The sequence below is a fragment of the Roseateles puraquae genome (genome assembly GCF_002205845.1).
Lineage (GTDB): Bacteria > Pseudomonadota > Gammaproteobacteria > Burkholderiales > Burkholderiaceae_C > Pelomonas > Pelomonas puraquae.
The window spans coordinates 810,991-834,546 of the sequence record NZ_NISI01000001.1 but is presented as its reverse complement, the minus strand read 5'-3'; the positions used below and the strand labels follow the sequence as shown (position 1 = coordinate 834,546).

Annotated in this window: 27 protein-coding genes; 15 read left to right on the top strand and 12 right to left on the bottom strand. The window is 68.0% G+C overall.

Going from position 1 to position 23,556, the window contains the following annotated elements; all coding sequences use genetic code 11:
- Window positions 1-41 precede the first annotated feature (41 nt).
- The 3 genes from rpsR (at window position 42) to dnaB (ending at window position 2,367) form a co-directional block, all read left to right on the top strand.
- Window positions 42-332 (top strand): 30S ribosomal protein S18, encoded by a 291-nt coding sequence (rpsR, locus tag CDO81_RS03800; RefSeq protein WP_088481803.1) that lies wholly within the window; start codon window positions 42-44, stop codon window positions 330-332.
- A 12-nt stretch (window positions 333-344) separates the two neighbouring features.
- Window positions 345-797: a 50S ribosomal protein L9 gene (gene rplI / locus CDO81_RS03795; protein ID WP_088481802.1), complete on the top strand. Its 453-nt coding sequence runs from the start codon at window positions 345-347 to the stop codon at window positions 795-797.
- 145 nt (window positions 798-942) lie between these two features.
- Entirely contained in the window at window positions 943-2,367 is a 1,425-nt protein-coding gene (dnaB, locus tag CDO81_RS03790) for a replicative DNA helicase (protein ID WP_088481801.1), read from the top strand.
- Window positions 2,368-2,377: 10 nt separating this feature from the next.
- Here dnaB and CDO81_RS03785 read toward each other — a convergent pair whose 3' ends face one another.
- Window positions 2,378-3,409 carry a CaiB/BaiF CoA transferase family protein gene (locus tag CDO81_RS03785; RefSeq protein ID WP_088481800.1) on the bottom strand — a complete coding sequence of 344 codons (1,032 nt, stop codon included), beginning with the start codon at window positions 3,407-3,409 and terminating at the stop codon, window positions 2,378-2,380.
- A 14-nt stretch (window positions 3,410-3,423) separates the two neighbouring features.
- On the opposite strand from CDO81_RS03785, the gene greB reads away from it, so the two are divergent.
- Window positions 3,424-3,993, top strand: a complete 570-nt coding sequence (gene greB / locus CDO81_RS03780) for a transcription elongation factor GreB (RefSeq protein WP_088481799.1) — start codon at window positions 3,424-3,426, stop codon at window positions 3,991-3,993.
- Window positions 3,994-4,005: 12 nt separating this feature from the next.
- Here the strand turns inward: greB and CDO81_RS03775 are convergent, their stop codons facing one another.
- The 4 genes from CDO81_RS03775 to CDO81_RS03760 all read right to left on the bottom strand — a co-directional run bounded on the left by CDO81_RS03775 (window position 4,006) and on the right by CDO81_RS03760 (window position 8,130).
- Window positions 4,006-6,264: a RelA/SpoT family protein gene (locus CDO81_RS03775; protein ID WP_088481798.1), complete on the bottom strand. Its 2,259-nt coding sequence runs from the start codon at window positions 6,262-6,264 to the stop codon at window positions 4,006-4,008.
- 83 nt (window positions 6,265-6,347) lie between these two features.
- Entirely contained in the window at window positions 6,348-6,551 is a 204-nt protein-coding gene (rpoZ, locus tag CDO81_RS03770) for a DNA-directed RNA polymerase subunit omega (protein ID WP_088481797.1), read from the bottom strand.
- 33 nt (window positions 6,552-6,584) lie between these two features.
- Window positions 6,585-7,205 (bottom strand): guanylate kinase, encoded by a 621-nt coding sequence (gene gmk, locus CDO81_RS03765; protein WP_088481796.1) that lies wholly within the window; start codon window positions 7,203-7,205, stop codon window positions 6,585-6,587.
- A gap of 10 nt (window positions 7,206-7,215) precedes the next feature.
- The gene (locus CDO81_RS03760) at window positions 7,216-8,130 is read right to left on the bottom strand and encodes a YicC/YloC family endoribonuclease (RefSeq protein WP_088481795.1); all 915 of its coding nucleotides are present in this window, start codon (window positions 8,128-8,130) and stop codon (window positions 7,216-7,218) included.
- A 47-nt stretch (window positions 8,131-8,177) separates the two neighbouring features.
- On the opposite strand from CDO81_RS03760, the gene CDO81_RS03755 reads away from it, so the two are divergent.
- From CDO81_RS03755 to hemW, 5 genes are read left to right on the top strand one after another with little or no spacing between them, the layout of a single operon-like run.
- Entirely contained in the window at window positions 8,178-9,146 is a 969-nt protein-coding gene (locus tag CDO81_RS03755) for a serine/threonine protein kinase (RefSeq protein WP_088481794.1), read from the top strand.
- Window positions 9,146-10,063, top strand: a complete 918-nt coding sequence (locus CDO81_RS03750; protein ID WP_088481793.1) for a PP2C family protein-serine/threonine phosphatase — start codon at window positions 9,146-9,148, stop codon at window positions 10,061-10,063. The genes CDO81_RS03755 and CDO81_RS03750 overlap by 1 nt, the downstream gene beginning before the upstream one ends.
- A gap of 23 nt (window positions 10,064-10,086) precedes the next feature.
- Window positions 10,087-10,818: a ribonuclease PH gene (rph, locus tag CDO81_RS03745; protein WP_088481792.1), complete on the top strand. Its 732-nt coding sequence runs from the start codon at window positions 10,087-10,089 to the stop codon at window positions 10,816-10,818.
- A 1-nt stretch (window position 10,819) separates the two neighbouring features.
- Complete coding sequence (gene rdgB / locus CDO81_RS03740; protein ID WP_088481791.1) at window positions 10,820-11,425, top strand: RdgB/HAM1 family non-canonical purine NTP pyrophosphatase; 606 nt, start codon at window positions 10,820-10,822, stop codon at window positions 11,423-11,425.
- A 4-nt stretch (window positions 11,426-11,429) separates the two neighbouring features.
- A complete protein-coding gene (gene hemW, locus CDO81_RS03735) occupies window positions 11,430-12,614 on the top strand; it encodes a radical SAM family heme chaperone HemW (protein WP_088481790.1) in 1,185 nt (394 codons plus the stop codon).
- Here the strand turns inward: hemW and CDO81_RS03730 are convergent.
- On the bottom strand, window positions 12,586-13,512 hold the full coding sequence (locus CDO81_RS03730) for a LysR substrate-binding domain-containing protein (RefSeq protein WP_088481789.1): 927 nt from the start codon (window positions 13,510-13,512) through the stop codon (window positions 12,586-12,588). The genes hemW and CDO81_RS03730 overlap by 29 nt on opposite strands.
- A gap of 94 nt (window positions 13,513-13,606) precedes the next feature.
- Here CDO81_RS03730 and CDO81_RS03725 point away from each other — a divergent pair, with 94 nt between their 5' ends.
- A complete protein-coding gene (locus tag CDO81_RS03725; RefSeq protein WP_088481788.1) occupies window positions 13,607-13,921 on the top strand; it encodes a hypothetical protein in 315 nt (104 codons plus the stop codon).
- 13 nt (window positions 13,922-13,934) lie between these two features.
- On the opposite strand, the gene CDO81_RS03720 is transcribed toward CDO81_RS03725, so the two are convergent.
- The 3 genes from CDO81_RS03720 to CDO81_RS03710 are packed head-to-tail and all read right to left on the bottom strand — an operon-like array spanning window position 13,935 to window position 16,549.
- The gene (locus CDO81_RS03720) at window positions 13,935-15,023 is read right to left on the bottom strand and encodes a protein-glutamate methylesterase/protein-glutamine glutaminase (RefSeq protein ID WP_088481787.1); all 1,089 of its coding nucleotides are present in this window, start codon (window positions 15,021-15,023) and stop codon (window positions 13,935-13,937) included.
- A 12-nt stretch (window positions 15,024-15,035) separates the two neighbouring features.
- Window positions 15,036-15,695 (bottom strand): chemoreceptor glutamine deamidase CheD, encoded by a 660-nt coding sequence (cheD, locus tag CDO81_RS03715; protein ID WP_088481786.1) that lies wholly within the window; start codon window positions 15,693-15,695, stop codon window positions 15,036-15,038.
- Between the two features lie 2 nt (window positions 15,696-15,697).
- The gene (locus CDO81_RS03710; RefSeq protein WP_088481785.1) at window positions 15,698-16,549 is read right to left on the bottom strand and encodes a CheR family methyltransferase; all 852 of its coding nucleotides are present in this window, start codon (window positions 16,547-16,549) and stop codon (window positions 15,698-15,700) included.
- 213 nt (window positions 16,550-16,762) lie between these two features.
- On the opposite strand from CDO81_RS03710, the gene CDO81_RS03705 reads away from it, so the two are divergent.
- The 5 genes from CDO81_RS03705 to CDO81_RS03685 all read left to right on the top strand — a co-directional run bounded on the left by CDO81_RS03705 (window position 16,763) and on the right by CDO81_RS03685 (window position 21,359).
- Window positions 16,763-17,488 carry a GGDEF domain-containing protein gene (locus CDO81_RS03705; RefSeq protein ID WP_241516828.1) on the top strand — a complete coding sequence of 242 codons (726 nt, stop codon included), beginning with the start codon at window positions 16,763-16,765 and terminating at the stop codon, window positions 17,486-17,488.
- Window positions 17,485-18,282 (top strand): MinD/ParA family protein, encoded by a 798-nt coding sequence (locus tag CDO81_RS03700; protein ID WP_088481784.1) that lies wholly within the window; start codon window positions 17,485-17,487, stop codon window positions 18,280-18,282. The genes CDO81_RS03705 and CDO81_RS03700 overlap by 4 nt, the downstream gene beginning before the upstream one ends.
- A gap of 4 nt (window positions 18,283-18,286) precedes the next feature.
- Window positions 18,287-18,694 carry a group II truncated hemoglobin gene (locus tag CDO81_RS03695; RefSeq protein WP_088481783.1) on the top strand — a complete coding sequence of 136 codons (408 nt, stop codon included), beginning with the start codon at window positions 18,287-18,289 and terminating at the stop codon, window positions 18,692-18,694.
- A 92-nt stretch (window positions 18,695-18,786) separates the two neighbouring features.
- Window positions 18,787-19,173 (top strand): response regulator, encoded by a 387-nt coding sequence (locus CDO81_RS27955; protein ID WP_088481782.1) that lies wholly within the window; start codon window positions 18,787-18,789, stop codon window positions 19,171-19,173.
- Window positions 19,170-21,359 (top strand): ATP-binding protein, encoded by a 2,190-nt coding sequence (locus CDO81_RS03685; protein WP_158218153.1) that lies wholly within the window; start codon window positions 19,170-19,172, stop codon window positions 21,357-21,359. The genes CDO81_RS27955 and CDO81_RS03685 overlap by 4 nt, the downstream gene beginning before the upstream one ends.
- Window positions 21,360-21,387: 28 nt before the next feature.
- Here CDO81_RS03685 and CDO81_RS03680 read toward each other — a convergent pair whose 3' ends face one another.
- The 3 genes from CDO81_RS03680 to radC all read right to left on the bottom strand — a co-directional run bounded on the left by CDO81_RS03680 (window position 21,388) and on the right by radC (window position 23,532).
- Window positions 21,388-22,038 (bottom strand): hypothetical protein, encoded by a 651-nt coding sequence (locus CDO81_RS03680; RefSeq protein WP_088481780.1) that lies wholly within the window; start codon window positions 22,036-22,038, stop codon window positions 21,388-21,390.
- A 178-nt stretch (window positions 22,039-22,216) separates the two neighbouring features.
- On the bottom strand, window positions 22,217-22,861 hold the full coding sequence (locus tag CDO81_RS03675) for a Smr/MutS family protein (protein ID WP_088481779.1): 645 nt from the start codon (window positions 22,859-22,861) through the stop codon (window positions 22,217-22,219).
- On the bottom strand, window positions 22,858-23,532 hold the full coding sequence (radC, locus tag CDO81_RS03670) for a RadC family protein (RefSeq protein WP_088481778.1): 675 nt from the start codon (window positions 23,530-23,532) through the stop codon (window positions 22,858-22,860). The genes CDO81_RS03675 and radC overlap by 4 nt, the downstream gene beginning before the upstream one ends.
- Between the last annotated feature and the right edge of the window lie 24 nt (window positions 23,533-23,556).

Sequence of the window (23,556 nt, the reverse complement as noted above, 5' to 3'; positions counted from 1 at the left end):
GGCACGTTTTTGAATCCGGATAGATCTAACAGAGGTCCAACATGCCCCCTCTTCGTGGTAAGGGTCGCTTCTCCAAGGACAAGAAGCCCAAGCGCAACCAACAGTCGCTGCTGTTCCGCCGCAAGCGTTTCTGCCGCTTCACCGTCGCTGGTGTCGAGCAGATCGACTACAAGGACATCGACACGCTGCGCGATTTCATCGCCGAAAACGGCAAGATCACGCCCGCTCGCCTGACCGGCACGCGCGCTTTCTTCCAGCGTCAGCTGACGGTCGCCATCAAGCGTGCGCGCTTCCTGGCCCTGCTGCCGTACAGCGACCAGCACAAGGTCTAAGGAGCTGACGACATGCAAGTGATCCTGCTCGAAAAAATCGCCAACCTCGGCAACCTCGGCGACGTCGTCAAGGTCAAGGACGGCTACGCCCGCAACTTCCTGATCCCGACCAAGGCCGCTCGCCGCGCCACCGAAGCCGCGATCAAGGAATTCGAAGCCAAGCGCGCTGAGCTCGAAAAGGCTGCTGCCGAGAAGCTGGCCGCCGCCCAGAAGCTGGGTGAAGCCATCGCCGGCAAGACCGTTCGCATCGCCCAGAAGGCCGGTGTGGATGGCCGCCTGTTCGGTTCCGTCACCAACGCCGACATCGCTGAAGCGCTGACCAAGCTGGGTTCGCCCATCGCCAAGTCGCAAGTGCGTCTGCCGAACGGCCCGCTGAAGACCGTTGGCGAGTTCCCGGTGAGCGTTGCTGCCCACACGGACGTCGTCGTCGACATCAGCGTCCAGGTGGTCGCCGAAGCCGAGTAAACCGGCTTGCGCTGCGGCCGTCTTGGCCGCAACATCCAGAGAAGGCCGAGGCCCCCCGGGGTTTCGGCCTTCTGTCTTTCAGGCCGGCGTTATCCAATGCTGACCACCGCTTGATCCCAGTCCGTCCACAGCTTTATCCACAGGCATGTCCGCGATCCTTCCTGCTTCCTCCTCCGCTGCGCCGCAAGACGACGAGGTCGCCCGGCTGCGCGTCCCGCCGCATTCGGTCGAGGCCGAGCAGAGCGTGTTGGGTGGCCTGCTGATCGACAACTCCGCCTGGGACGGCGCCGCCGACCTGCTCAACGAAAGCGACTTCTACCGCTTCGAGCACAAGCACATCTACACGGCGGTCGGCAAGCTCATCAATGCCGGCAAGCCGGCCGACGTGGTCACGGTCTTCGATGAGCTGACGTCCCTGGGCCGCGCCGAGGAATGCGGCGGCCTGTCCTACCTGAACGCCCTCGCGCAGAGCGTGCCCAGTGCCGCCAACCTGCGGCGTTATGCCGAGATCGTTCGCGAGCGCGCCATCCTGCGCAAGTTGGTCTCCACGTCCGACGAGATCGCCACGGCTGCGATGAACCCGCAGGGCCGCGCGGTCACGCAGATCCTGGACGAGGCCGAGGGCAAGATCTTCCGCATCGGTGAAGAAGGCTCGCGCAGCAAGCAGGGCTTCCAGGCGATCGACCAGCTCATGATCGGCCTGATGGACCGCGTGAACGAGCTGGCGGAGAGCGGCGCGCAGGACGTGACCGGCGTGCGCACCGGCTTCTACGACCTCGACAAGCAGACCGCCGGCCTGCAGCCCGGCGACCTCATCGTGCTGGCCGCCCGCCCCTCCATGGGCAAGACCGCCTTCGCGGTGAACATCGCCGAGAACGTGGCCATCAACGAAGGCCTGCCGGTCGTCATCTACTCGATGGAAATGGGCGCCGCGCAGCTGGCCCTGCGGATGGTGGGCTCCATCGGCCGCATCGACCAGAGCCATCTGCGCACCGGTCAGCTCAAGGACGATGAATGGGGGCGCCTGGCCGAGGCTGTGGACAAGCTCGGCAAGTCCAGCATCTTCATCGACGAGAGCCCGGGCCTCAGCCCGTCCGAAGTGCGTGCCCGTGCGCGCCGCCAGGCCCGCATCTGCGGCCAGCTTGGCCTGATCGTCATCGACTACCTGCAGCTGATGAGTGGCAACGGCGGCGGCAGCGAGGAAAACCGCGCCACGGTGCTGGGCGAAATCTCCCGGGGCCTGAAGGCGCTGGCCAAGGAGCTGAAGTGCCCGGTCATCGCGCTGTCGCAGCTCAACCGTTCGGTGGAGCAGCGCCCCGACAAGCGCCCCATGATGTCCGACCTGCGCGAATCCGGCGCTATCGAGCAGGACGCGGACATCATCATGTTCATCTACCGCGACGAGTACTACACCAAGGACGAGTGCAAGGAACCGGGCGTGGCGGAGATCATCATCGCGAAGCAGCGTAACGGCCCGGTGGGTACGGTGAAGCTGGCCTTCCAGCGCATGCACACCAAGTTCGAGAACCTCGCGCCGGGCTACGTGGGCGTCGAGCGGGAAGAGTACTGACGACGCGCCCTCAAAGGGGCTCGAACCTCGGTGCGGGGCTCGGCTGCCAGTGACCGTCTGCCGCCTGCACGAAGGCGCCCCGCGCCTGGGCATGCGGGTGCAGCGGCGCTTCGGCCAGTGTCAGCACGGGGGCGAAGCAGACATTCGTGCCTTCCAGCAGCGCCGTCCATTCATCGCGCGTCTTCTCGCGCAGGCGAGCGGCCACGCGGGCGCGCAAGGCCGGCCATTCGCGGCGGTCGTGCTGGGTGCCTGCCGGGATGTCGTTGAGGCCGAGCCGCTGCAACAGCTCCGCGTAGAACTGCGGCTCCAGTGCGCCGAGCGACACGAAGCGGCCGTCCGCGCATTCGAAGCAGTCGTAGAAGGGTGAGCTGTGCAGGAAGAAGTTGTCGGACGGTGTGTCCGGCCACTGGCCGGCGGCGCGCATGGAATGCAGCAGGCTCGACATCAGCGCCACGCCGTCGACCATCGCCGCGTCCACCACACGGCCTCGGCCGGTGCGCTGCGCGTCCCACAGGGCGGCCATCAGGCCGAAGGTCAGCAGCAGCGCGCCGCCGCCCATGTCGCCGATCAGCGTGGCCGGGATGCTCGGCGCCACGCCTTCACGACTTGCCACTGACATCACCCCGGTCAGGGCCACATAGTTGATGTCATGCCCCGCCGCCTGCGCCAGGGGCCCCGTCTGCCCCCAGCCGGTCACGCGGCCGTAGACCAGGCGCCGATGGCTCGCCGCAAACACGCCCGGGCCCAGGCCCAGCCGTTCCATGACCCCGGGGCGGAAGCCCTCGATGACGGCATCAGCGCCCTCGATCAGCCGGCGCGCCTCGGCGGCCCCTTCCGGCGTCTTGAGGTCCAGGCAGGCGCGCTGCTTGCCCCGATCCAGACCCGTGCCGGTGTTCAACACCGGGCTGCCTGGGCGGTCGATGACGAGCACCTCGGCGCCGTGGTCAGCCAGCATCATGCCGGCCATGGGGCAGGGGCCGAGGCCGGCCATCTCGATGACGCGCAGGCCGTGCAGAGGCCGCGCAGAGGAGGGGACTTGCATCGGACAATGCTCGCATGAACAAGGCCTTCACCAAGGAATCCGACGCGGCCGACGATGACGACGACGGCCCCGCGCTGCCGAGCCTGCCGGCCGGCACACGCAACTACATGACGCCGGCCGGCTATGCGCGCCTGCGGGCGGAGTTCATGCAGCTCATCGACGTCGAGCGCCCGAAGATGGTGGAGACGGTGTCCTGGGCCGCCAAGAATGGCGACCGCTCCGAGAACGGTGACTACCTCTACGGCAAGAAGCGCCTGCGCGAGATCGACCGGCGGCTGCGTTTCCTGACCAAGCGGCTGGATGTGGCCGAGGTGGTCGACCCGAGCGCCCATCACGGCTCCGAGCAGATCTTCTTCGGCGCAACCGTCACCTACGCCAACGCACGCGGCGAAGAGAAGACCATCACCATCAAAGGCATCGACGAGTCCGACAGCCTGGCCGGTGAAGTGAGCTGGATCTCGCCCATCGCACGCACGCTGCTGAAGGCGCGCGTGGGCGATGAGTTGCAGCTGGTCACGCCGGTGGGCGTGGAGCGCATCGAGGTGGTGGAGGTCAGCTACCCGGCGCCGTCACCGGCTGCCTGAGCGCGCCTGAGATCAGGGCTTCACGCGCCACACGCGCTGCACGGGCGCCGTGCGGCGCAGCACGCGCAGCACGTCGGCCAGGTGCAGGCGGTCGCGCACGGCCAGCAGCAAGGTCATCTCGGCGGTTTCGCGCAGCTGCGCGTCCTCGGTCATCGAGATGTGCGTGATGTCGGCCTCGGCCTGGGCGACGGCCTGGGCCACTTGGGCCAGCACGCCTTTGCCGTTGGTCATCAGCAGGGCAATGCCCGCTTCGAAGCTGCGGGTCAGCTCCTCGGCCCATTCCACCTGGATCCAGTGCTCGCTGTCGCGCTGGAAGAGCCGGCGCCCCACGGCGCACTCGCAGGTGTGCACCACGAGGCCTTCGCCGCGGCCGAGGTAGCCGCGCACTTCGTCGCCCGGGATGGGGCGGCAGCAGCTGGCCAGTTGCACCGAGGCGCCTTCACTGCCATCGAGCGTGACGCTGCCCTGCAGCGCCGGGGCTTCAGTGAAGCGTCCCAGGGTGAGGGCCAGCGCATCGGGCTTCTGGCCCTGCTCGGCCATCAGCCGGGCGAGCTTCTTGGCAATGATGGTGGCGATCTTGCGGCCAGCGCCGATGTCCACGAGCAGCTGTTCGGTGCTGGCGCTGCCGGCCCAGCCGGCCAGGTCATGCCAGATCGGCGCCGCGGGGTCGTCCACCTCCAGGCTGGGCAGCGCGAGGCCTTCGATGCGCATGGCCTGGGCCAGCATCTTCTGGCCGAGCTCGCGTGATTCTTCCTGCTCCAGGTCCTTCAGGTAGTGGCGGATCTTGGAGCGCGCACGGCCGGTACGCACGAAGCTGAGCCACGCCGGGTTGGGGCTGGCGCCAGGCGCGGTGATGATCTCGACGATGTCGCCGCTCTTGAGCTCGGCCCGCAGCGGCACCGCCTCGCCGTTGACCTGGGCGGCGACGCAATGGTCGCCCACGTCGGAGTGGATGGCGTAGGCGAAGTCCACCGGCGTCGCGCCCTTGGGCAGGGCCATGATCTTGGACTTGGGCGTGAAGACGTAGATCGCATCCGGGAAGAGATCGATCTTGACGTGCTCCAGGAACTCGTTGGCGTCGCGGGTCTCGTCCTGGATGTCGATCAGGCTTTGCAGCCAGCGGGCATTGGCCTGCTGGGCGATCAGGGCCGACGAGCCCTGCTTGCCGCGGCTCTTGTAGATCCAGTGCGCGGCCACGCCCTGCTCGGCGATCTGGTGCATGCCCTCGGTGCGCAGCTGGAACTCCAGCGGCGTGGCCAGCGGTCCCATCAGCGTGGTGTGCAGCGACTGGTAGCCGTTGTCCTTGGGCGTGGCGATGTAGTCCTTGAAGCGGCCGGCCTGCGGCTTGTAGAGCTGGTGCAGCACGCCAAGCGCCGTGTAGCAATGCAGCGGCTCCTCGGTCAGGATGCGAAAGCCGAAGATGTCGCTGACCTGCGCGAACGACAGGCCGCCCTTCTCGCGCATCTTCTTGTAGATGGAGTAGACGGTCTTCTCGCGGCCCTGCACCTCCACGCGCAGGCTCGCCTTGGCGAAGGCCGCGCGAATTTCCCCTTCAATGCGCGAGACCAGGTCGCGCCGGTTGCCGCGGGCTTTGGCGACCGCCTTGGTCAGCGCGGCGTAGCGCCAAGGGTGGAAGTACTGGAAGGACAGGTCCTGCAACTCGCGGAAGGTCTGGTTCAGGCCCAGGCGGTGCGCGATCGGGGCGTAGATGTCGAAGGTCTCGCGGGCGATGCGTCGTGCCTTGTGCGGTGCCATCGCGCCCATGGTGCGCATGTTGTGCAACCGGTCGGCCAGCTTGATCAGGATGACACGCAGGTCGCGCGCCATCGCCAGCAGCATCTTGCGGAAGGACTCGGCCTGCGACTCCTCCTTGGTGGAGAACTGCAGCTTGTCGAGCTTGGTGAGCCCGTCGACCAGGTCGGCCGTGGTGGCGTCGAACTTCTCGATCAGCTCGGCCTTGGAGACGCCACAGTCCTCGACCACGTCATGCATCAGTGCGGCCATCAGGGCCTGCGCGTCGAGGCGCCACTCCGCACAGATGCCGGCCACGGCGATCGGGTGGGTGATGTAGGGCTCGCCGGTCGCGCGTTTCTGGCCCAGGTGGGCCTCGTCGGCGAACTTGTAGGCCTCGCGCACCCGCTTGACCTCGGCCTTGCTCAGGTAGCCGAGCTTGGGGGCGAGGGCGTCGAAGGAGGCCGCCTCGGCCTGTGTGGGCTGCGCCGGCTGGCGCAGGCCGGGCAGGAACCAGGCAGTGAGGGAGCGTTGGGCCATAGGCCCCCGAATTTATCGCATGCAGAAAAGGCGACGGGCGTCCTGGGAAGCCCAGGACGCCCGTCGAAGAGGGGACGCGGGATTTAGACCGGCACCTTGCGCAGCATCTCGATGCCGACTTCGCCGGCAGCGATCTCGCGCAGGGCGGTCACGCCGGGCTTGTTCTTGCTGTCGATGCGGGCGCTGTGGCCCTGGCTCAGCATGCGGGCGCGGTAGGTGGCTGCCAGCACGAGCTGGAAGCGGTTGGGGATCTTGGTCAGGCAGTCTTCGACGGTGATGCGGGCCATGGTGTTCCTTGTGAAGTTCGGTGCGAGACGCGATCAGGGCAGATCGAGCGCCTGGAAGACAGCCGAGCGGTTTCGGCGCTGAGCCGCGTATTTTAGCCGCTGTGCGTGGACGATGGTCTTGAGATCGAAGACGGCCGTGTCGAACACGGCGTTCACGACGACGAAATCGAAGTGCTGCGCCTGGGCGACCTCGATGCGCGCGTTGTTCATGCGCTTGGCGATCACCTCGGGCTCGGTGTCGCCGCGGCGGTTCAGGCGCAGGCGCAGTTCGTCCCAGCTCGGCGGCAGGATGAAGATCAGCACGGCGTAGGGGAAGAGCTGCTTGATCTGCAGCGCGCCCTGGTAGTCGATCTCCAGCACCACGTCTTCACCGTGCTGAAGGCGGTCCTCGATGCCGGCGCGCGAGGTGCCGTAGAGGTTGCCATGCACCTCGGCCCATTCAAAGAACTCGCCGCGGGCCGCCTTGGCGCGGAACTCTTCCGGCGAGATGAACCAGTACTCGCGCCCGTGCTGCTCCTGGCCACGCGGTGCGCGCGAGGTGTGGGAGATGGAGACCGCCAGGCGGGCATCCAGCTCCAGCAGGGCCTTCACGAGGCTGGATTTGCCGGCCCCGCTGGGGGCTGCGACGACGAAAAGATTACCCGGGTATTCCATGGGGCCTTGGTTATTCGATGTTCTGGACTTGTTCGCGCATCTGCTCGATGGCGACCTTCATTTCGACCGAGATATTGGTCAGTTCGAGCGCGGCGGACTTGGACCCCAGGGTATTCGCCTCGCGGTGCAGTTCCTGGATCAGGAAATCGAGCCGTTTGCCCAGTTCGCCGCCTTTCTTCAGCAAACGGGTGAGTTCGTCGAGGTGGGCGCGCAGGCGGCCCAGCTCTTCTGCCACGTCGATGCGGATGGCGAAGGCGGCCGCTTCGTTGAGGGCGCGCTCCTGCAGGGCCTCCTGCGGCACGCTGCTGGCTGCACCCGTGGCAGCCAGGGCTTCCTGCCAGCGCTCCAGGAAGCGCTGTTGCTGGCGCTGCACCACGGCCGGCAGCAGCGGTTCGGCTTCATCCGCCAGTTGGCGCAGTCGGCTGATGCGCTCCTGCAGGATGGCGACCAGCTTTTCGCCTTCACGCTCGCGCGCCTCGGCCAGGCCCTGCACGCAGGCCTGGGCGGCTTCCAGCGTGGCGGCATCCAACTGGGCCGGCACGGCGCCGCCGCTCTTGCACCAGTTGAGCGCTTCGTGGACGGACAGGGGCGCGGCCTGCGGCATCCACGCGCGCACCTTGGCCTCCAGGTTGGCCAGGCGGTTGAGCTGGTCGGGCTGGGGCTGGGGCCAGGCGCCGTCGGTCTCGCGCTGGGTATTGATACGCAATTCGATCTTGCCGCGCTTGAAGCGCGCGGCGATCAATTCGCGCAGCTGCGGTTCCAGGCCGCGCAGCTCTTCGGGCATGCGCATCGACAGGTCCAGAAAGCGGCCGTTGACCGACCGCAATTCCACACTGACCGACGCTTGTGTGACAGGGTTGCCGTCCTCGGCTTTAGGGGGCTGCGCCACGGAATTGGCATACCCGGTCATGCTGTAGACTGGCATTTCGCACTCGCAAGAACTGACGTTTAACAAGAGATTCAAGCGCGATTATGTCCAAGCCGAAGCCGGCGCCCTTGCCAGCAGGCACGGTGGTTGGGGGCTACCAGATCATCAAGAGGCTGGCGGCTGGGGGTTTTGGCGTGGTCTACCTCGCCGAAGATCCTGACCACCACCTGGTGGCGCTGAAGGAATATCTGCCCTCGTCCCTGGCCGAACGCTCGCCCGGGGAGCTGACGCCGCGCGTCAAGCCTGAGAAGCAGCCGCTGTATCGCCTGGGTCTCAAGAGCTTCTTCGAAGAAGGTCGCTCGCTCGCGCAGATCTCGCACCCGAGCGTGGTCTCGGTGCTGAACTTCCTGCGCGAGAACGAAACCGTCTACATGGTGATGAACTATCTGCAGGGCGACACCCTGCAGGACTTCATCGTCACCGCGCGCGACATGAAGCGCGACAAGGTCTTCCGCGAGTCCACCATCCGCAGCCTCTTCGACGAGATCCTGCGCGGCCTGCGCATCGTGCACCAGCACAAGATGCTGCACCTGGACATTAAGCCGGCCAACATCTTCATCACGAACGACAACAAGGCCGTGCTGCTGGACTTCGGCGCCGCGCGAGAAGTGCTGAGCAAGGAAGGCAACTTCATCCGCCCGATGTACACGCCGGGCTTTGCCGCGCCCGAGATGTACCGCCGCGATGGCTCACTCGGCCCCTGGACGGACATCTACGCCATCGGCGCCTGCATCTATGCCTGCATGCAGGGCTACCCGCCCAACGATGCGCCGCAGCGCCTGGAGAAGGACCGTCTCTCGCTGAGCCTGTCCCGCCTGCGCAACGTCTATTCCGACAACCTGCTCGAAGTGACCGAGTGGTGCATGTCGCTCGACCCGCTGGCGCGCCCGCAGAGCGTGTTCGCACTGCAAAAGGAACTCGCCCGCGAGACCGAGCGGCGCTACACCAAGCTCAGTTTCAGCGAACGTCTCAAGCTTCAGCTGGAGAACCTCAAGTCCGGAGCCAAGGCCTGATGCGATTCAACGTCTTCCAGGTCAGCCGTCGAGGCGGCCGCGAGACCAACGAGGATCGCATGGGCTACTGCTTCACGCGGGAGGCGGGCTTGTTCGCGCTTGCCGACGGCATGGGCGGCCACCCCGAAGGCGAGGTCGCGGCGCAGATCGCGTTGCAGACGCTGGCAGCCCTGTTCCAGCAGGATGCGCGGCCGGTCATCGCAGACCCGCAGCAATTCCTCCAGGAAGCCATCTTCATCGCCCACCAGCAGCTGCTGCGCTACGCCGAAAGCAAGGGCCTGTCGGACACCCCGCGCACCACGGTGGTCGCGGCCATCCTGCAGGGCAACCAGGCCTGGTGGGCGCACTGTGGTGATTCGCGCCTGTACCTGGTGCGTTCGGCCAAGCTGATCGCCCGCACGCGCGACCATTCCTATTCGGAACTGCAGGAAGCCCTGGGTCGCGTCGCGCCCGGTGGCGAGTCCTTCAACCGCAATGTCCTGTTCACCTGCCTGGGCAGCCCCGGCAAGCCGATGATCGACTGCCAGGGGCCGCTCGTCATGGACGCCGGCGACCGCCTGCTGCTGTGCTCCGACGGCCTGTGGGGCAGCGTCGAGGACGACGAGATCGTGCACCAGCTGGCCAGCCTGGCCATTTCCGAAGCGGTGCCTGAACTCGTCGAGCAGGCGTTGCGGCGTGGCGGGGAGCGAAGTGACAACGTCACCGTGCTGGCCGTCGAGTGGGAAGGCGAGGGTGACCCAGCCGGCGACACCACGCAGAACCTCGGCAACTCCGGCTTCGCATCCACCATCCAGGGCGGGCTCGACCCCGAGCTCCTCGCGAGCATGGAAGCCCTGGATGACGAGGAGATCGAGCGCGCCGTGCGCGAGATCAACGAAGTCATCAAGCAGTCCGGCCGTGGCGGCACCCGCCGCTGAGCGCCACCAACCTCCGTTTCTTCATGACCAAGACCTTCACGCGCAGCGCCGGCCGCGCTGCCAATCAATTGCGCCCGGTGCGTATCACCCGCGGCTTCACGGTGCATGCCGAAGGCTCGGTGCTGATCGAGTTCGGCGGCACCCGCGTGCTCTGCACGGCCTCGGTCGAGGACCGTGTGCCGCCGCACAAGCGTGGCTCGGGCGAGGGCTGGGTCACGGCCGAATACGGCATGCTGCCCCGCGCCACCCACACCCGCGGCGACCGTGAGGCGGCCAAGGGCAAACAGAGCGGCCGCACGCAGGAGATCCAGCGCCTCATCGGCCGCTCGCTGCGAGCGGTGTTCGATCTGGCGGCCCTGGGCGAACGCACCCTCACGCTGGACTGCGATGTGCTGCAGGCCGACGGTGGCACGCGCACCGCGGCCATCACCGGCGCCTTCGTGGCGGCGCAGGATGCCGTCAACAAGCTGATCGCCGACAGCAAGCTCGAGCGCTCGCCCATCAAGGAGGCCGTGGCCGCCATTTCGGTGGGCATCGTCGACGGGGTGCCGCTGCTTGACCTGGAGTACGTGGAAGACGTCGCCTGCGACACCGACATGAACGTGGTCATGACCGCCTCCGGCGGCTTCGTGGAGCTGCAGGGCACGGCTGAAGGCGTGGTCTTCACGCGCACCGAGATGAACGCGCTGCTGGACCTGGCCGAGAAGGGCATCGGCGAGCTGCTCGTGGCCCAGCAAGCCGCGCTGAAGGGCTGAGATGAAGCTCGTCCTCGCCTCCAACAATGCCAAGAAGCTGCTGGAGCTGCAGGCGCTGTTCTCGCCGCTGGGGATCGAGCTGGTCACGCAAGGCAGCCTGGGCATCCCCGAGGCGGAAGAACCCTTCCTGACTTTCGCGGAGAACGCACTCGCCAAGGCGAGGCACGCCGCTGCGCACAGTGGCCTGCCAGCGCTGGCTGACGACTCCGGGCTCAGCGTCGAGGCGCTGGGCGGTGCACCCGGCGTGCGCTCGGCCCGCTATGCGCTGGATGCCGGGGGCGAGAAGAGCGATGCGGCCAACAACGACCGCCTGCTGCGCGAGCTGTCCGGCGTCGAGGATCGCCGGGCGCGCTTTGTCTGCGCGCTTGTCGCGGTGCGCAGCGCGGATGACCCCGAGCCCCTGGTCGCCATGGGCCGCTGGGCCGGCGAGATCCTGACGGCGCCGGCCGGGGAGGGCGGCTTTGGTTACGACCCCCTGATGCACGTCCCCGCGCTGGGCCAGACCGTCGCCAGCCTGCCGGCTGACGTGAAGAACCGCCACAGCCACCGGGCGCTGGCCGCCGCGCAACTGATCGCCCAGTTCCGCGAGGTCTGGCACCTCGGTTGAGCCCATGGCCGATCTCGCCCATCTGATGCGCCCGGGCACGCTGCAGTTGCCCGCGCTGCCGCCGCTGGCGCTGTACGTGCACCTGCCGTGGTGCCTGCGCAAGTGCCCTTACTGCGACTTCAACTCGCACGAGGTGCGTGACGGCGGGCTGACGTCCGACACCGCCCAGGCCTACCTCGCTGCGCTGCGCGATGACCTGGAGGCGGCGCTGCCGTTGATCTGGGGGCGCCCCGTCGTGAGCATCTTCATCGGCGGCGGCACGCCCAGCCTGTTCGACCCCGCGCAGATCGCCCAGCTGCTGTCCGACATCCGCGCCCGGCTGCCACTGGAGCCCGGCTGCGAGATCACGCTGGAGGCCAACCCGGGCACCTTCGAGCGCGAGCGCTTCAAGGGCTTTCGCGAGGCGGGCGTCACGCGGTTGTCGGTCGGCGTGCAGAGCTTCGACGATGCGCAACTCAAGGCGCTGGGCCGCGTGCACAGCGCGACGCAGGCCCGCGAGGCCCTGGCCGAGGCCGCTGCGGCCTTCGAGACCTTCAACCTCGACCTGATGTACGCGCTGCCGGGGCAGACGCTGGAAGACCTTTCACGCGAGCTCGACACGGCGCTGAGCTTTCGGCCGCCGCACCTGTCGATCTACCACCTGACCATCGAGCCCAACACGGTGTTCGCCACGCGCACGCCGGCCGGGCTGCCCGATCCCGACCTTGCCAGCGACATGCTCGATCTCATCACGGCGCGCACCGGGTCAGCCGGGCTGTCGCGTTATGAGGTGTCGGCTTATGCGCGCGAGGGGCATCGCTGCGCGCACAACCTGAATTACTGGCAGTTCGGCGACTACCTGGGCATCGGTGCGGGGGCGCACAGCAAACTGAGCTTCCCGCACCGCGTCTTGCGCCAGGTGCGCTGGCGAGAGCCGGCGGCCTACATGGGCCAGGCCGTGAAGGTGAGCAACGAGCACGAGGTCGCGCGCAAGGACCTGCCCTTCGAGTTCATGCTCAATGCGCTGCGCCTGAAGGAGGGCGTGACGCTCACCCAGTTCCTGGAGCGCACGGGCCTGCCGCCGTCCAGCATCGCGGCTGGTTTGGCGACCGCGCGTGGGCGCGGCCTGCTGACCCCGGACCCGGCGCGCATCCAGCCCACCGAGCGCGGCTTCGACTTCCTCAGCGATCTGCAGCAGTTGTTTCTCTGAGCCGCTGCTGCAGGGCCGCCACTTCGGCGTGCAGCCAGTCGCAAAAGGCCCGCACGGCCGGGTCGCCACGCAGGCCTTCTGGGTAGACGACGTGATAGTCGCGCCCCGCGTCCAGGTCCAGTGCCTGGGCAGCGACGCGCACCAGGCGACCGTCCAGCAGCGCATCCCCGGCGATCAGTTCGCGCGCCAATGCCACGCCCATGCCCTGCTCGGCGGCCTGCAGCAGCACGCCGGCGTCGTTGAAGTTGGCCACCACCACGGGCGCCACGGGTAGGCCGGCCTGGGCAAACCATTGGCGCCACACGTCCACGTCGTCCAGCAGCGGTTGGGCAGCGAGGGCCTGCAGCGGCTGACCGATCAGGCGATGGGCCAAGGCGGGCGCGGCCACGGCGATCAGCGGTGAATGGAAGAGCCGTTCGCTGACGAGACCCGGCCAGGGCCCGCGGCCCACGCGCAGGCCGACGTGGTAGCCCTCGCGCGTCAGGTCGATCACCTGTTGGCCGGTGTGCAAGTCCAGCGTTATGCAGGGCTGCAGGGCCTGCCAGCGCGGCAGGCGGGGCATCAGCCAGCGCTGGGCAAATGAGGGCAGGGCCGTCACGCGCAGCGTCTGGGCCCGGCTGCCGTGCGCCTGGCCTGCGGCCACCAGCCCAGCCTGCAGTTCGGCGAACACCCGCTCCACGGCACGCTGCAGGGCCTGGCCCGCCGGGTTGAGCGCAAGGCGCCGGCCCTGCCGCTGGAACACCTCGAAGCCCAGCGCCGCCTCCAGGCCCCGGATCTGCTGGCTCACGGCGCTGTGGGTGAGGTGCAGGCTCTCCGCCGCGGCGCGCAGGTTCTCCGTCTGGGCCGCGGCCCGGAAGGCCGCCAGGTAATGCAGTGGAAAGCGGTCGAGGGAGGTCATCTGGTAAGTCTGGCGAACCAATCAGTGCAGAAAACAGCGCTTCTTTTGCATGCCGTGGATGCCTAGCATAACCAGCACTTGAAGGAGATGTCTCATGAAGACCTTGCCCCGCTGGTTGGCGTTGGCCTCGATCCCTGCCCTCCTGACCCTGCGCATGGCGGCCACCCAGGCGTTCACCGACAGCGATGCGGAGCTGAAGGAGGCGGCGGCCGAGCGCACGCGTGTCGCTGCGGCCGGCGCGCTGGCGCCAATGCCCCGCGTGGCGCCGCCGCGCATGGCCTGGGTGCCGTTGTCGCCGAAGTCGCTGGAGGGCTTTCGCCCGGTGTTCGCCGACGAGCGCGTCGCCGAAGCACGGCGCCGCTCGACACTGCTGGCCCAGGCGTCACCGGCGGCAAGTGCCGCTCGCTAGGCCTCTGCGCAGCTCAGACGCGGTTCAGCGAAATGCCCGAGGTGGCGCGCAGCCGCTCCAGCACCTTGGCGGCGATCTGGTTCAGGGGCAGCACCTCATCCGCCGCGCCAGCGGCAATCGCCTCGCGGGGCATGCCGAAGACGACGCAGCTGGCCTCGTCCTGGCAGTAGTTGTAGGCGCCGGCGTCCTTCATGACCTTCATGGCCCGGGCGCCGTCAGCGCCCATGCCGGTCAGCATGATGCCGATGGCGTTGGGCCCCACCACCTTGGCGGCGGACAGGAAGAGCGCCTCGACGGAGGGCTTGTGGCGGTTGATCGGGTCGCCGTCCTGCACGCGGGCGATGTAGTTCGCGCCGCTGCGCTCCACGGTCAGGTGCAGCCCGCCGGGGGCGATGTAGCCGTGGCCGGGCAGGATGCGCTCGCCGTCTTGCGCTTCCTTCACGCGGATCTTGCACAGGCCGTCCAGCCGGGCGGCGTAGCTGCGGGTGAAGCCCGGTGGCATGTGCTGGGTGATGACCACGGCCGGGCTGTCGGCCGGCAGGTTGATGAGCACGTCCTTGGTGGCTTCCGTGCCGCCGGTGGAGGCGCCGATGAAGATGATCTTCTCGGTCGAGGCACGGCCGAGGCTCGCCATCGTGACCGGCTTGGGCGCCGCTGCGGCGGTCGCGCCCGCGGGGGCTGGCGGCGGCGCGCGGCGGATGTGCGCCTTGGATGCGATGCGGATCTTGTCGGTGATGTCCTGCGCCAGCAGCCGGATGCCGTCGGCCACGCCGATCTTGGGCTTGGCGACGAAATCAATGGCGCCCAGCTCCAGCGCCTTGAGCGTGACCTCGGCGCCGCGCTCGGTCAGCGTCGAGACCATCACCACCGGCATCGGGCGCAGGCGCATGAGGCGCGACAGGAAGTCGAGCCCGTCCATGCGCGGCATCTCGACGTCCAGCGTGATGACGTCGGGGTTGAGGTTGCGGATCATCTCGCGCGCCACCAGCGGGTCGGAGGCCGCGCCGATGCATTCCATGTCGGTCTGGCGGTTGATGATCTCGGTGAGGATGGAGCGCACCAGCGCCGAATCGTCCACCACCACGACCTTGGTCTTGGCCATGGATGTCTCTCCTTAGAACAGATCGATGGAGCCGCCGCTGCTGGCGACCGGCTGCACCTTCTGGATCGCGGCCCGGTCCTGTTGGACCAGCGCGTCGGTATTCGTGGGCGCCAGGCGCTTGACCATGGCCTTGCCGCTGGCCGGCAGGAAGCAGACCTTGCGCGGGTAGACGTCCATCACGTCCTTGGACACGATGGGAATGCGCTCCAGCTTCAGAAAGTCGATGACGAAGTTGGTGTTGCGCTCGCCGACGTTGAGCGAGTTCATGCCGGAGATCACGGCGCCGCCGCCGAAGATCTTGGCTTCCATGCGGGCCTTGCTGGCGCCGCGCTTCATCATCTCGTTGATCAGCAGTTCCATGGCGAACGTGCCATAGCGGCCCGAGTCGCCGTTGCCCTCGGGCAGCATGAAGTGGTTCATGCCGCCGACCTTGGCCACGCGGTCCCACAGGCAGGCTGCGATGCAGGAGCCCAGCGTCGTCATGACGAGGATGTCCTCGCTGTCGACGAAGTACTCACCCGGCAGGATCTTGACCGCCGCGTTCTTGAAGTGCGCGTCGTAGAAGAAGAACGAGGCCTCGCCCTGCTTGCGGGGCTGCGCCTTGAGCTGGTTGACCTTGGCCAGCGCCGCGGGGTTGCCGAGGGTGGAGGCCGAGGCGAGAGGCGTACTCATGATCAAACCCGTTCGTAGATGGTTTTACCGCGGAGCTTGAACAGGTCGCGCGAATCGGTGAAGTTCTCGGAGTGCCCCACAAAGAGCAGGCCGCCGGGACGCATCACGCGGTGGATGCGCTCCAGCACCTTGCGCTGGGTGGGCGCATCGAAATAGATCATGACGTTGCGGCAGAACACCATGTGGAAGGGGTCGCCGAGCTGCCACTGCGCATCCATCAGGTTCAGCGGGCGGAAGTCCACCCAGCGCTGCAGTTCGGGCTTCACGCGGATCTTGCCGGCATTGGCGCCGGTGCCGCGCATGAAGAAATTCTTCAACCGGTTGGCGTCCAGGCCGCGGGAGTCGGCGTTGTAGACGCCCCGCTTCGCGGTGGCGAGCACGTTGGTGTCGATATCGCTGGCGACGAGCTGCACCGAGGCGTTGGCGCCCAGCGCCTCGCTGCAGGTCATCAGGATGGAATACGGCTCCTCGCCGGTGGAGGCGGCGCAGCACCAGATCCGCACGGGCTTGCCAACGAAGGGCTTGAGATCGTCCTTCAGGGCATGAAAGTGATGGTCCTCGCGGAAGAAGGAGGTCAGGTTGGTGGTCAGGCAGTTGACGAACTCCTGCCATTCCTGGGCGCCGGACGGGCCGGTGGAAGATTCCAGCCACTGCAGATAGCTCGCGAAGCTCTTGTGGCCGGTTTCGCGCAGGCGGCGCGACAGCCGGCTGTACACCATCGCGTGCTTGCCGTCGTGCAGGCTGATGCCGGCGTGCTTGTAGATCAGCTCGCGCACCCGGTCGAAGTCGGCCTTGCTGAAGCTGAATTCGTGGTCGAGGGCGTCACTGCCGGTGGCGAGGTCGGGTGCGGGCATGTGATGTATCAGATTTGTGGGCGCTCGCAGCAGTTCTGGCGGGGGCGGTCTGATTCTGCATCCCCACCCCCGTTGTACGGCGGGGGTGCGATTCAGCATAGTGCAATCAGGCCTCAGGAACGTGCCTGTTTCACGACCTGGGCGCGCCAGGGCCGCTGATAGACTGCCCCGAAACCACAATCCCGGCTGACCGCCCGCCCCTTGGAACACCGCTTGCCCGCCTCACAACTGATCGACGCCGCTGCGCTGGATCTGGATCAGGCCCTGCAATTGCTGCAGCAGGCCGGGGCGTTGCTGCCGGATGCAGCGCCCTACAGCGCTGCCTGGCTCCAGGGCGTGCTGGACGCGCTGTGCGACCTCTCCAGCAAGGACGCACTGACCGGACTGGTGAACCGACGCAGTTTCGAGATGTCCCTGGCCCGCGAAGTCGACCGGGTCGCCCGGGCTGGCGAGCCAGCGCTGCTGCTGATGCTGGATATCGATCACTTCAAGGCGGTGAACGACACCCATGGTCATCTCGCCGGTGACCAGGTCATCCGCGCCGTGGCGCGTGCCATCGAGCAGACCGTGCGCCCGATGGACCTCGTGGCCCGCGTGGGTGGCGAGGAATTCGCCATCATCCTGCCCAACTGCGCGACCCATGTCGGGTTGGCTGTCGCGGAGCGGGTGCGTGAGCGGGTGTCTGAGCTCGCCATCGAGGTCGCCCCCGGCCAGATGCACCACGTGACCGTCAGCCTGGGCGGCGCCTTTGCGCCGCAGTGGGTGCGGTCCTCGCCGCTGCTGTGGACGGAGCGGGCCGACCGCCAGCTCTACCGTGCCAAGGCCGAAGGCCGCAACCGCGCCTGCCTGGAGCCCCAGGTGGACTCCCTGGTCAGCGCCGAAGAAAAGGGCATGCTGTACGCCACGCTGAATTTCGAATCGCAACAGGACCTGCCATGAGCACGACTCCCGATCCTGCTGCCTCCCGCCCTTCACGCTCCGGCGCCCGCACGCTTGCCGTGACCAGCGGCAAGGGCGGCGTGGGCAAGACCTTCGTCACCGCCAACCTGGCCGCAGCCTTGGCCGCACGCGGCCAAAAGGTGCTCGTGCTGGACGCCGACCTGGGCCTGGCCAACCTGGACGTGGTGCTGAACCTGCATCCCAAGCTGACGCTGCATGACGTCTTCACCGAGAAGGCCACGCTGGAGCAGGCCATCCTGCCGGCGCCGGGCGGCTTCTCGGTGCTGCTGGCCGGCTCGGGCATGGTGGAGTACTCGCGCCTCACGCCCGAGGTGCGGGACAAGCTGCTCCACATCATCGACCTGGTCAAGCCGCGCTTCGACTGGGTGCTGCTGGACACCGGCGCGGGCATCTCCGATGTGGTGCTGTTTGCCATCTCGCTGGCGCAGGACGTGCTCGTCGTGGCGACGCCGGAGCCGACCTCGCTGACCGACGCCTACGCCACCATCAAGGTGCTGGCCACGCAGCAGGAGCGCCGCCACGTGGGCCTGCTCGTCAACCAGGCCAACCGCGTGGGTGAAGGCAAGCTCATCTGTGGCCAGCTGCAGCAGGTGCTGCAGCGTTTTGTCGGCGCGGTGCCGGGCGCGGGCTTCCGGCTTGAACTGCTCGGTGAGGTCAAGGCCGACCCGGCGGTGCGCCAGGCCGTGCTCAAGCGCCAGCTCATGCTGGAGCACTACCCCGGCTGCGACGCTGCCCAGGCCATCAAGGCCCTGGCGGCCAAGCTGCTCGGCTGACGCGGTGACGGCGCCAGCGCCCGAGGCGTCGCCCGCGACGGCCTTCGATTGGATCGGTGGTGAGCCGCGGGTGCGCGAGCTCGTCGATCGCTTCTATGACCTGATGGACCTGGAGCCCCGCTATGCGCGCCTGCGCGCGGCCCACGGCACGACGCTGGACAGTGCACGCGACAAGCTGTTCTGGTTCCTGTGTGGCTGGCTTGGCGGTCCGGATCACTACATCAGCCGCTTCGGCCATCCGCGTTTGCGGGCACGCCATTTGCCCTTTCGCATCGGCATCGCCGAGCGCGATGAATGGCTGGCCTGCATGAGCCAGGCCATGCAAGAGACCCATGTCGATCCAGCGCTGCAGGCGCGCTTGGCCGAGTCCTTCGCGGGCACCGCCGACTGGATGCGCAACGTCGGCGGTTGACGCGCGCACAGCGGCGGTGCGAGGTCGGCTTCGCGCGACGTTTTTGTAACGGTTGCTGGCGCCGCGCTGGTGTGCAATTAGCATGCCGCCCAATGAACGCAACTGCCGAGTTTCCGCACGTGCTCGTGGTCGACGACAACCTGGATGCCGCCGAGGTGCTGGCCCTGCTGATCGAGACCGAAGGCTTCACCGCGAGCGTCGCGCGCAACCTCGCCACGGCGCGTGAGGCGCTTCAAACGCATCGGCCGAGCATCGTGCTGCTCGACCTCAACCTGCCGGATGGCAACGGCATGGCCCTGCTGAGCGAAGTCAAGGCCGACGCTCGTACCGCCGGCGTCCAGGTCGTCGTGCTCAGCGGCATGCTTGACGACAAGGTCATGACGCAGGCCCGTGAACTCGGCGCGTGCGCCTTCCTCGTGAAGCCGTTCGAACACGAGCAACTCAGCCAGGTGCTGAGCCTCGCGCAGGCGGCCTCGTGACCCCGCCTGTCGACGGCAATTTCGCCGAGCCGCTGACGCTCGACAACTGCGACCGCGAGCCCATTCACATCCCCGGCGCCATCCAGCCGCATGGCGCGCTGCTGGCCTTCGATCGCGCGGGCTGCCTGGTGGCCATGAGCGCCAATGCGAACACCATGCTCGGGCTGGCCCTGGTGTTGGGCGAGGTGCCTGCGGCCGGCGCGCTGGGGGCGGACCCGGAGATTCCCGAGGCCATCCGGCAGGCGCTCGTGCTGCTGGATCGGGGCGAGACCATGCCCGAGACGCGGGAGGTCTCGATCGGCGGTCAGGCCTTCGATCTCGTCGTGCACAGCTATGCGGACCGCGTGCTGTGCGAATTCGAGCGGCACGCGGGCAGCGCCCATCGGCTGAGCCGGTTCGCGCAGATGGCCTACGTCTCCATGGACAAGCTGCGCCGCCAGCCGAACATCGAACGGTTGCTTGAGGTGGCCGTGAACGAGGTGCGGGCGATGACGGGCTTTGACCGTGTCATGGCCTATCGCTTCCGGCATGACGACAGCGGCGACATCGTGGCCGAGTCGCGCCGCGAGGACCTTGAAGCGTTCATTGGCAGGCGTTACCCGGCCAGCGACATTCCGGCGCAGGCGCGGCGCCTGTATGTGCTCAACACCGTGCGGCTGATCGCCGATGTGGGCTACACGCCGGTGTCGCTGCTGGCGGCGCCGGGCCATGCCACGCCACTGGACCTGAGTCACAGCGTGTTGCGCAGCGTGTCGCCGGTGCATGTCGAGTACCTGGGCAACATGGGCGTGTTCGCGTCCATGAGTGTGTCGATCGTGGTGGCGGGGCGCTTGTGGGGCATGGTGGCTTGCCATCACATGGCGCCGTGGCATGTGCCGCACGCGGTGCGCATGGCTTGCGATGTCGTGGCGCAGTTGATCGCGGCCTCGGTGCAGTCCTTCGATGCCCGTGAGCGCGAATCGACGGTGGCTCGCGCGGCGGCGCTGCGGGCCGATGTCGCCGCGCAGGTCGCCCAGGGCCACGAGGCAGTCGATGTGCTGGCGCGCGAGGCCGCCGCCATTGGCGACAGCCTCGCGGCCGATGCGATCTTCGTCAGCCAGGAGGGGCGGCTGCGCGCCCATGGCAGCGTGGATGAAGCCTGGGCCGCCCAGTTGCTTGACCGTCTGCAGGTGCAGGATCAGCCCTTCGTGCACATCCATCGGGCCGACGCCTTGCCGCCAGCGGCTGAACCTGCGTACAGCGGTGTGTTGGCGCTTCGATTCGATGCAGCGCGCCAGGGGTGGCTGGTGGCGCTTCGCCGCGAGCAGATCGAGACCATCCGCTGGGGTGGCAAGCCCGAGAAGGTCTATCAGCACGGGCCGTTCGGCCCGCGGCTGACGCCGCGCGGCTCCTTCGACGAGTGGCGCGAGACCGTGCGGGGCACGTCGGTGCCCTGGTCTGACACCCTGCTTGAAATCGCCCGGCAATTGCAGGACAGCGTCAGCCGCGTGAACGCAGACCGCGTGCTGGAACTGGACCGTTTGCGCTCCCAGCTCTGGGCGGTGCTGGGCCACGACCTGCGCGACCCCCTGCATGCGCTGAGCATGGCCTCCGTGGCCTTGGACCGCCAGCCGGCAGCGGGACGGATCACGACCGTGATCCGCAACTCGACCAACCGCATGCAGCGCCTGCTGCGCGATCTGCAGGACATCACCCGCATCCAGAACGGCCTGGGCCTGGCCATCGACCGGGAGGATGTGGACCTGGTGGCCTTGCTCGGCCAGTTGCTGGATGACCAGCGCGCGACCTACCCGGACATGACCGTGCACGCGGCCTTGCCGGCGAGCCTGCCGGGCCGCATCGACCCCATGCGCTTCCTGCAGATGGTGGCCAACCTGCTGAGCAACGCCCGCCACCATGGCGACGGGCTGGTACGGCTGTCACTGCGTGAGGTGCAAGGGCAGGTGGAGCTCGACATCCGCAATGCGTCGGCGCCGATTGACGAGGAGCTGGTGGAAGGCCTGTTCGACCCCTTCAAGCGCAGCGCCATCCGCAATGCGCGCAACCCCGGCAGCATGGGGCTGGGGCTGTACATCGTCGACCAGGTGGCCCGGGCCCATGGCGGGCAGATCCGCTATGAGCCGGGCGAGGGCGAGGTGATCTTCGTGCTCAGCCTGCCGCTGCAGCCGGCTGAACAGGCCGGCTGAACTGGCCAACTGAGGGGCGACGGCGTCGTCAGTCGATGCGGAACGCGAAGTCCTGCTGGAACATCGCGTCGCCCTGGCACTGATAGCCCGCCAGGGCAGTGTCGACCGAGCGTTGCAGTGCACGGCGCGTCTTGCCGTCGAGCGCACCCTGAGTGACGCGGAAATCGGTCTGCACCACGCGACCGCCGCGCACCGTGGCGACGACCTGCAGCACCGCGTCGCCCGTCCAGTTGACGGCCGGCACTTCAGGGCGCGGCATCACCGAACAGACCGCGCCCGGCGCCGAGATGCCGGTGGTGGCGGCCACGGCAGGGATGACCGTGGCCGCCGTGCCGCTGCCGCCGGTGGCCAGGCCAGCGCCGCCCGGCACGGCAGGCACCGTGTCAACGCCCGGCGAGGCGGTGGGTGCCGCGGGCGCCACGTCCCAGGTGTCCATGATGATGGGTGGATGAATGACCGGCGGCGTCAGCGTGGGCTGCTGCGCCTTGATCGGGTCTTGCGGCTTGGGCGGGGTCGAGTCGACGTCCTTGACCGGCACCAGGGTGGTCACGTCGTTCGGCCTGGCCGTCGGCTTGATCAGCCCTGCACTGAGCGCGTAGATGCCCGCAAGATGCAGGGCGACGACCAGGCCGATGCCCGCGTAGCGGGTCGGGGCGGGCGATTGGCGGGACAGGTTCATGGGCTCTCCTCGGGGTGGCAGTGGAAACCTCGTGTCCCGAGACGCTTGCGGCGCCGCGGCATGTTGCGGGCCAGACTACCCCCGCGGGCAGCGCACGGTCAATGGCGTTAGGCCGCGTCGCGGCGGCGCGACGCGGGCAAGTTTCCCCACTGCACGTCAGTGAGTCGTCAGCCCGGCTTCAGGTCGTGCCGTTCAGCAGCACCATCAAGGCGCCCGCGCCGCCGTCGCTGGCCCGGGCCTGCACGAAGGCGAGCACCTCGTTCTTCTGCACCAGCCAGCGGCGCACCCGGCCCTTGAGCACCGGCTCGCGCCCCGGCGAGCCGTGACCCTTGCCGTGGATGACGCGCACGCAGCGCAGCCCGCGCCGCGCACTGTCGTGGATGAACTGGCCGAGGGCCTCGCGCGCCGCGTCCCGGCGCAGGCCATGAAGGTCGAGCTGGCCCTGCAGTGCCCAGTGGCCGCGCCGCAGCTTGCGCACCACCTCCAGGCTGATGCCGTCACGCCGGAACGACAGGGTCTCGTCGGTGTCGAGCAGGGTGTCGATGTCGATCTCGTCGGACAACGCCTGCAGCAGCACGGCCCGCTCGTCCGCCTCACGCTGGCGCGGCTCGGGAGCGGGCTGTTCGCGTTCATGCAGCACGCGGTCGACCTGGCGCAAGGGCGTCACCGGGCCGACCGTCAGTTCAAACACCCGGCGCTCCTGCTCTGCCAGGCGCAGGGCGGCTGCCACGCGCTCCCGCTCGACCTCGGCGGCCAGCCGCGCGGCCGCGAGCTCCCGGGCCAACGGCTTGAGGTCCGCCAGGCTGCGCACCACCTTGCTCACAGCAGCCCCCGCTCGGCGAAGGACACGACCTCGTTGCCACCCACGACGAGGTGGTCGACAACGCGCACATCCACCAGCGCGAGGGCATCGGTCAGGCGCCGCGTCAGCAGTTCGTCGGCCTGCGATGGCTCGGCATGGCCGCTGGGATGGTTGTGCGCGAGGATGACGGCGCCGGCGCCCAGGGCCAGCGCGCGCTTGACGACCTCGCGCGGGTGCACGGTGGTGGAGGTGAGCGAGCCCTGGAACAGCGTCTCCAGCGCGATCAGCCGCAGCTGGGCGTCCAGAAACAGGGCGGCGAACACCTCATGGCCCAGGCCGCCCAGGTGCAGGCGCACGTAGGTCTTGACGGTGCCGACGTCGGTCAGGGTGGCCTTCTCGGCCAAGCGCTGCCCGAGCGAGCGGCGGGTGATCTCGAGCACCGCCGCAATCTCCGCCCGCTTGGCCGGGCCCAGGCCCTTGACCTGGCCGAGTTGCTGGGTGTCGGTCGCCAGCAGGCCCGCCCAGCCGCCAAATCGGTCCAGCAGGCTCTGGGCGAGCTGCAGCACGGGCATGCCCTGAACGCCGGTGCGCAGCAGCAGGGCGAGCAATTCAGCGTCCGCCAGCGCCTGCGGACCCCGGGCGAGGAGCTTCTCGCGCGGGCGTGCATCCGGGGGCAGGTGGGTCAGCGGCATAAAATCGGCAGTCTAGCCAAGCGC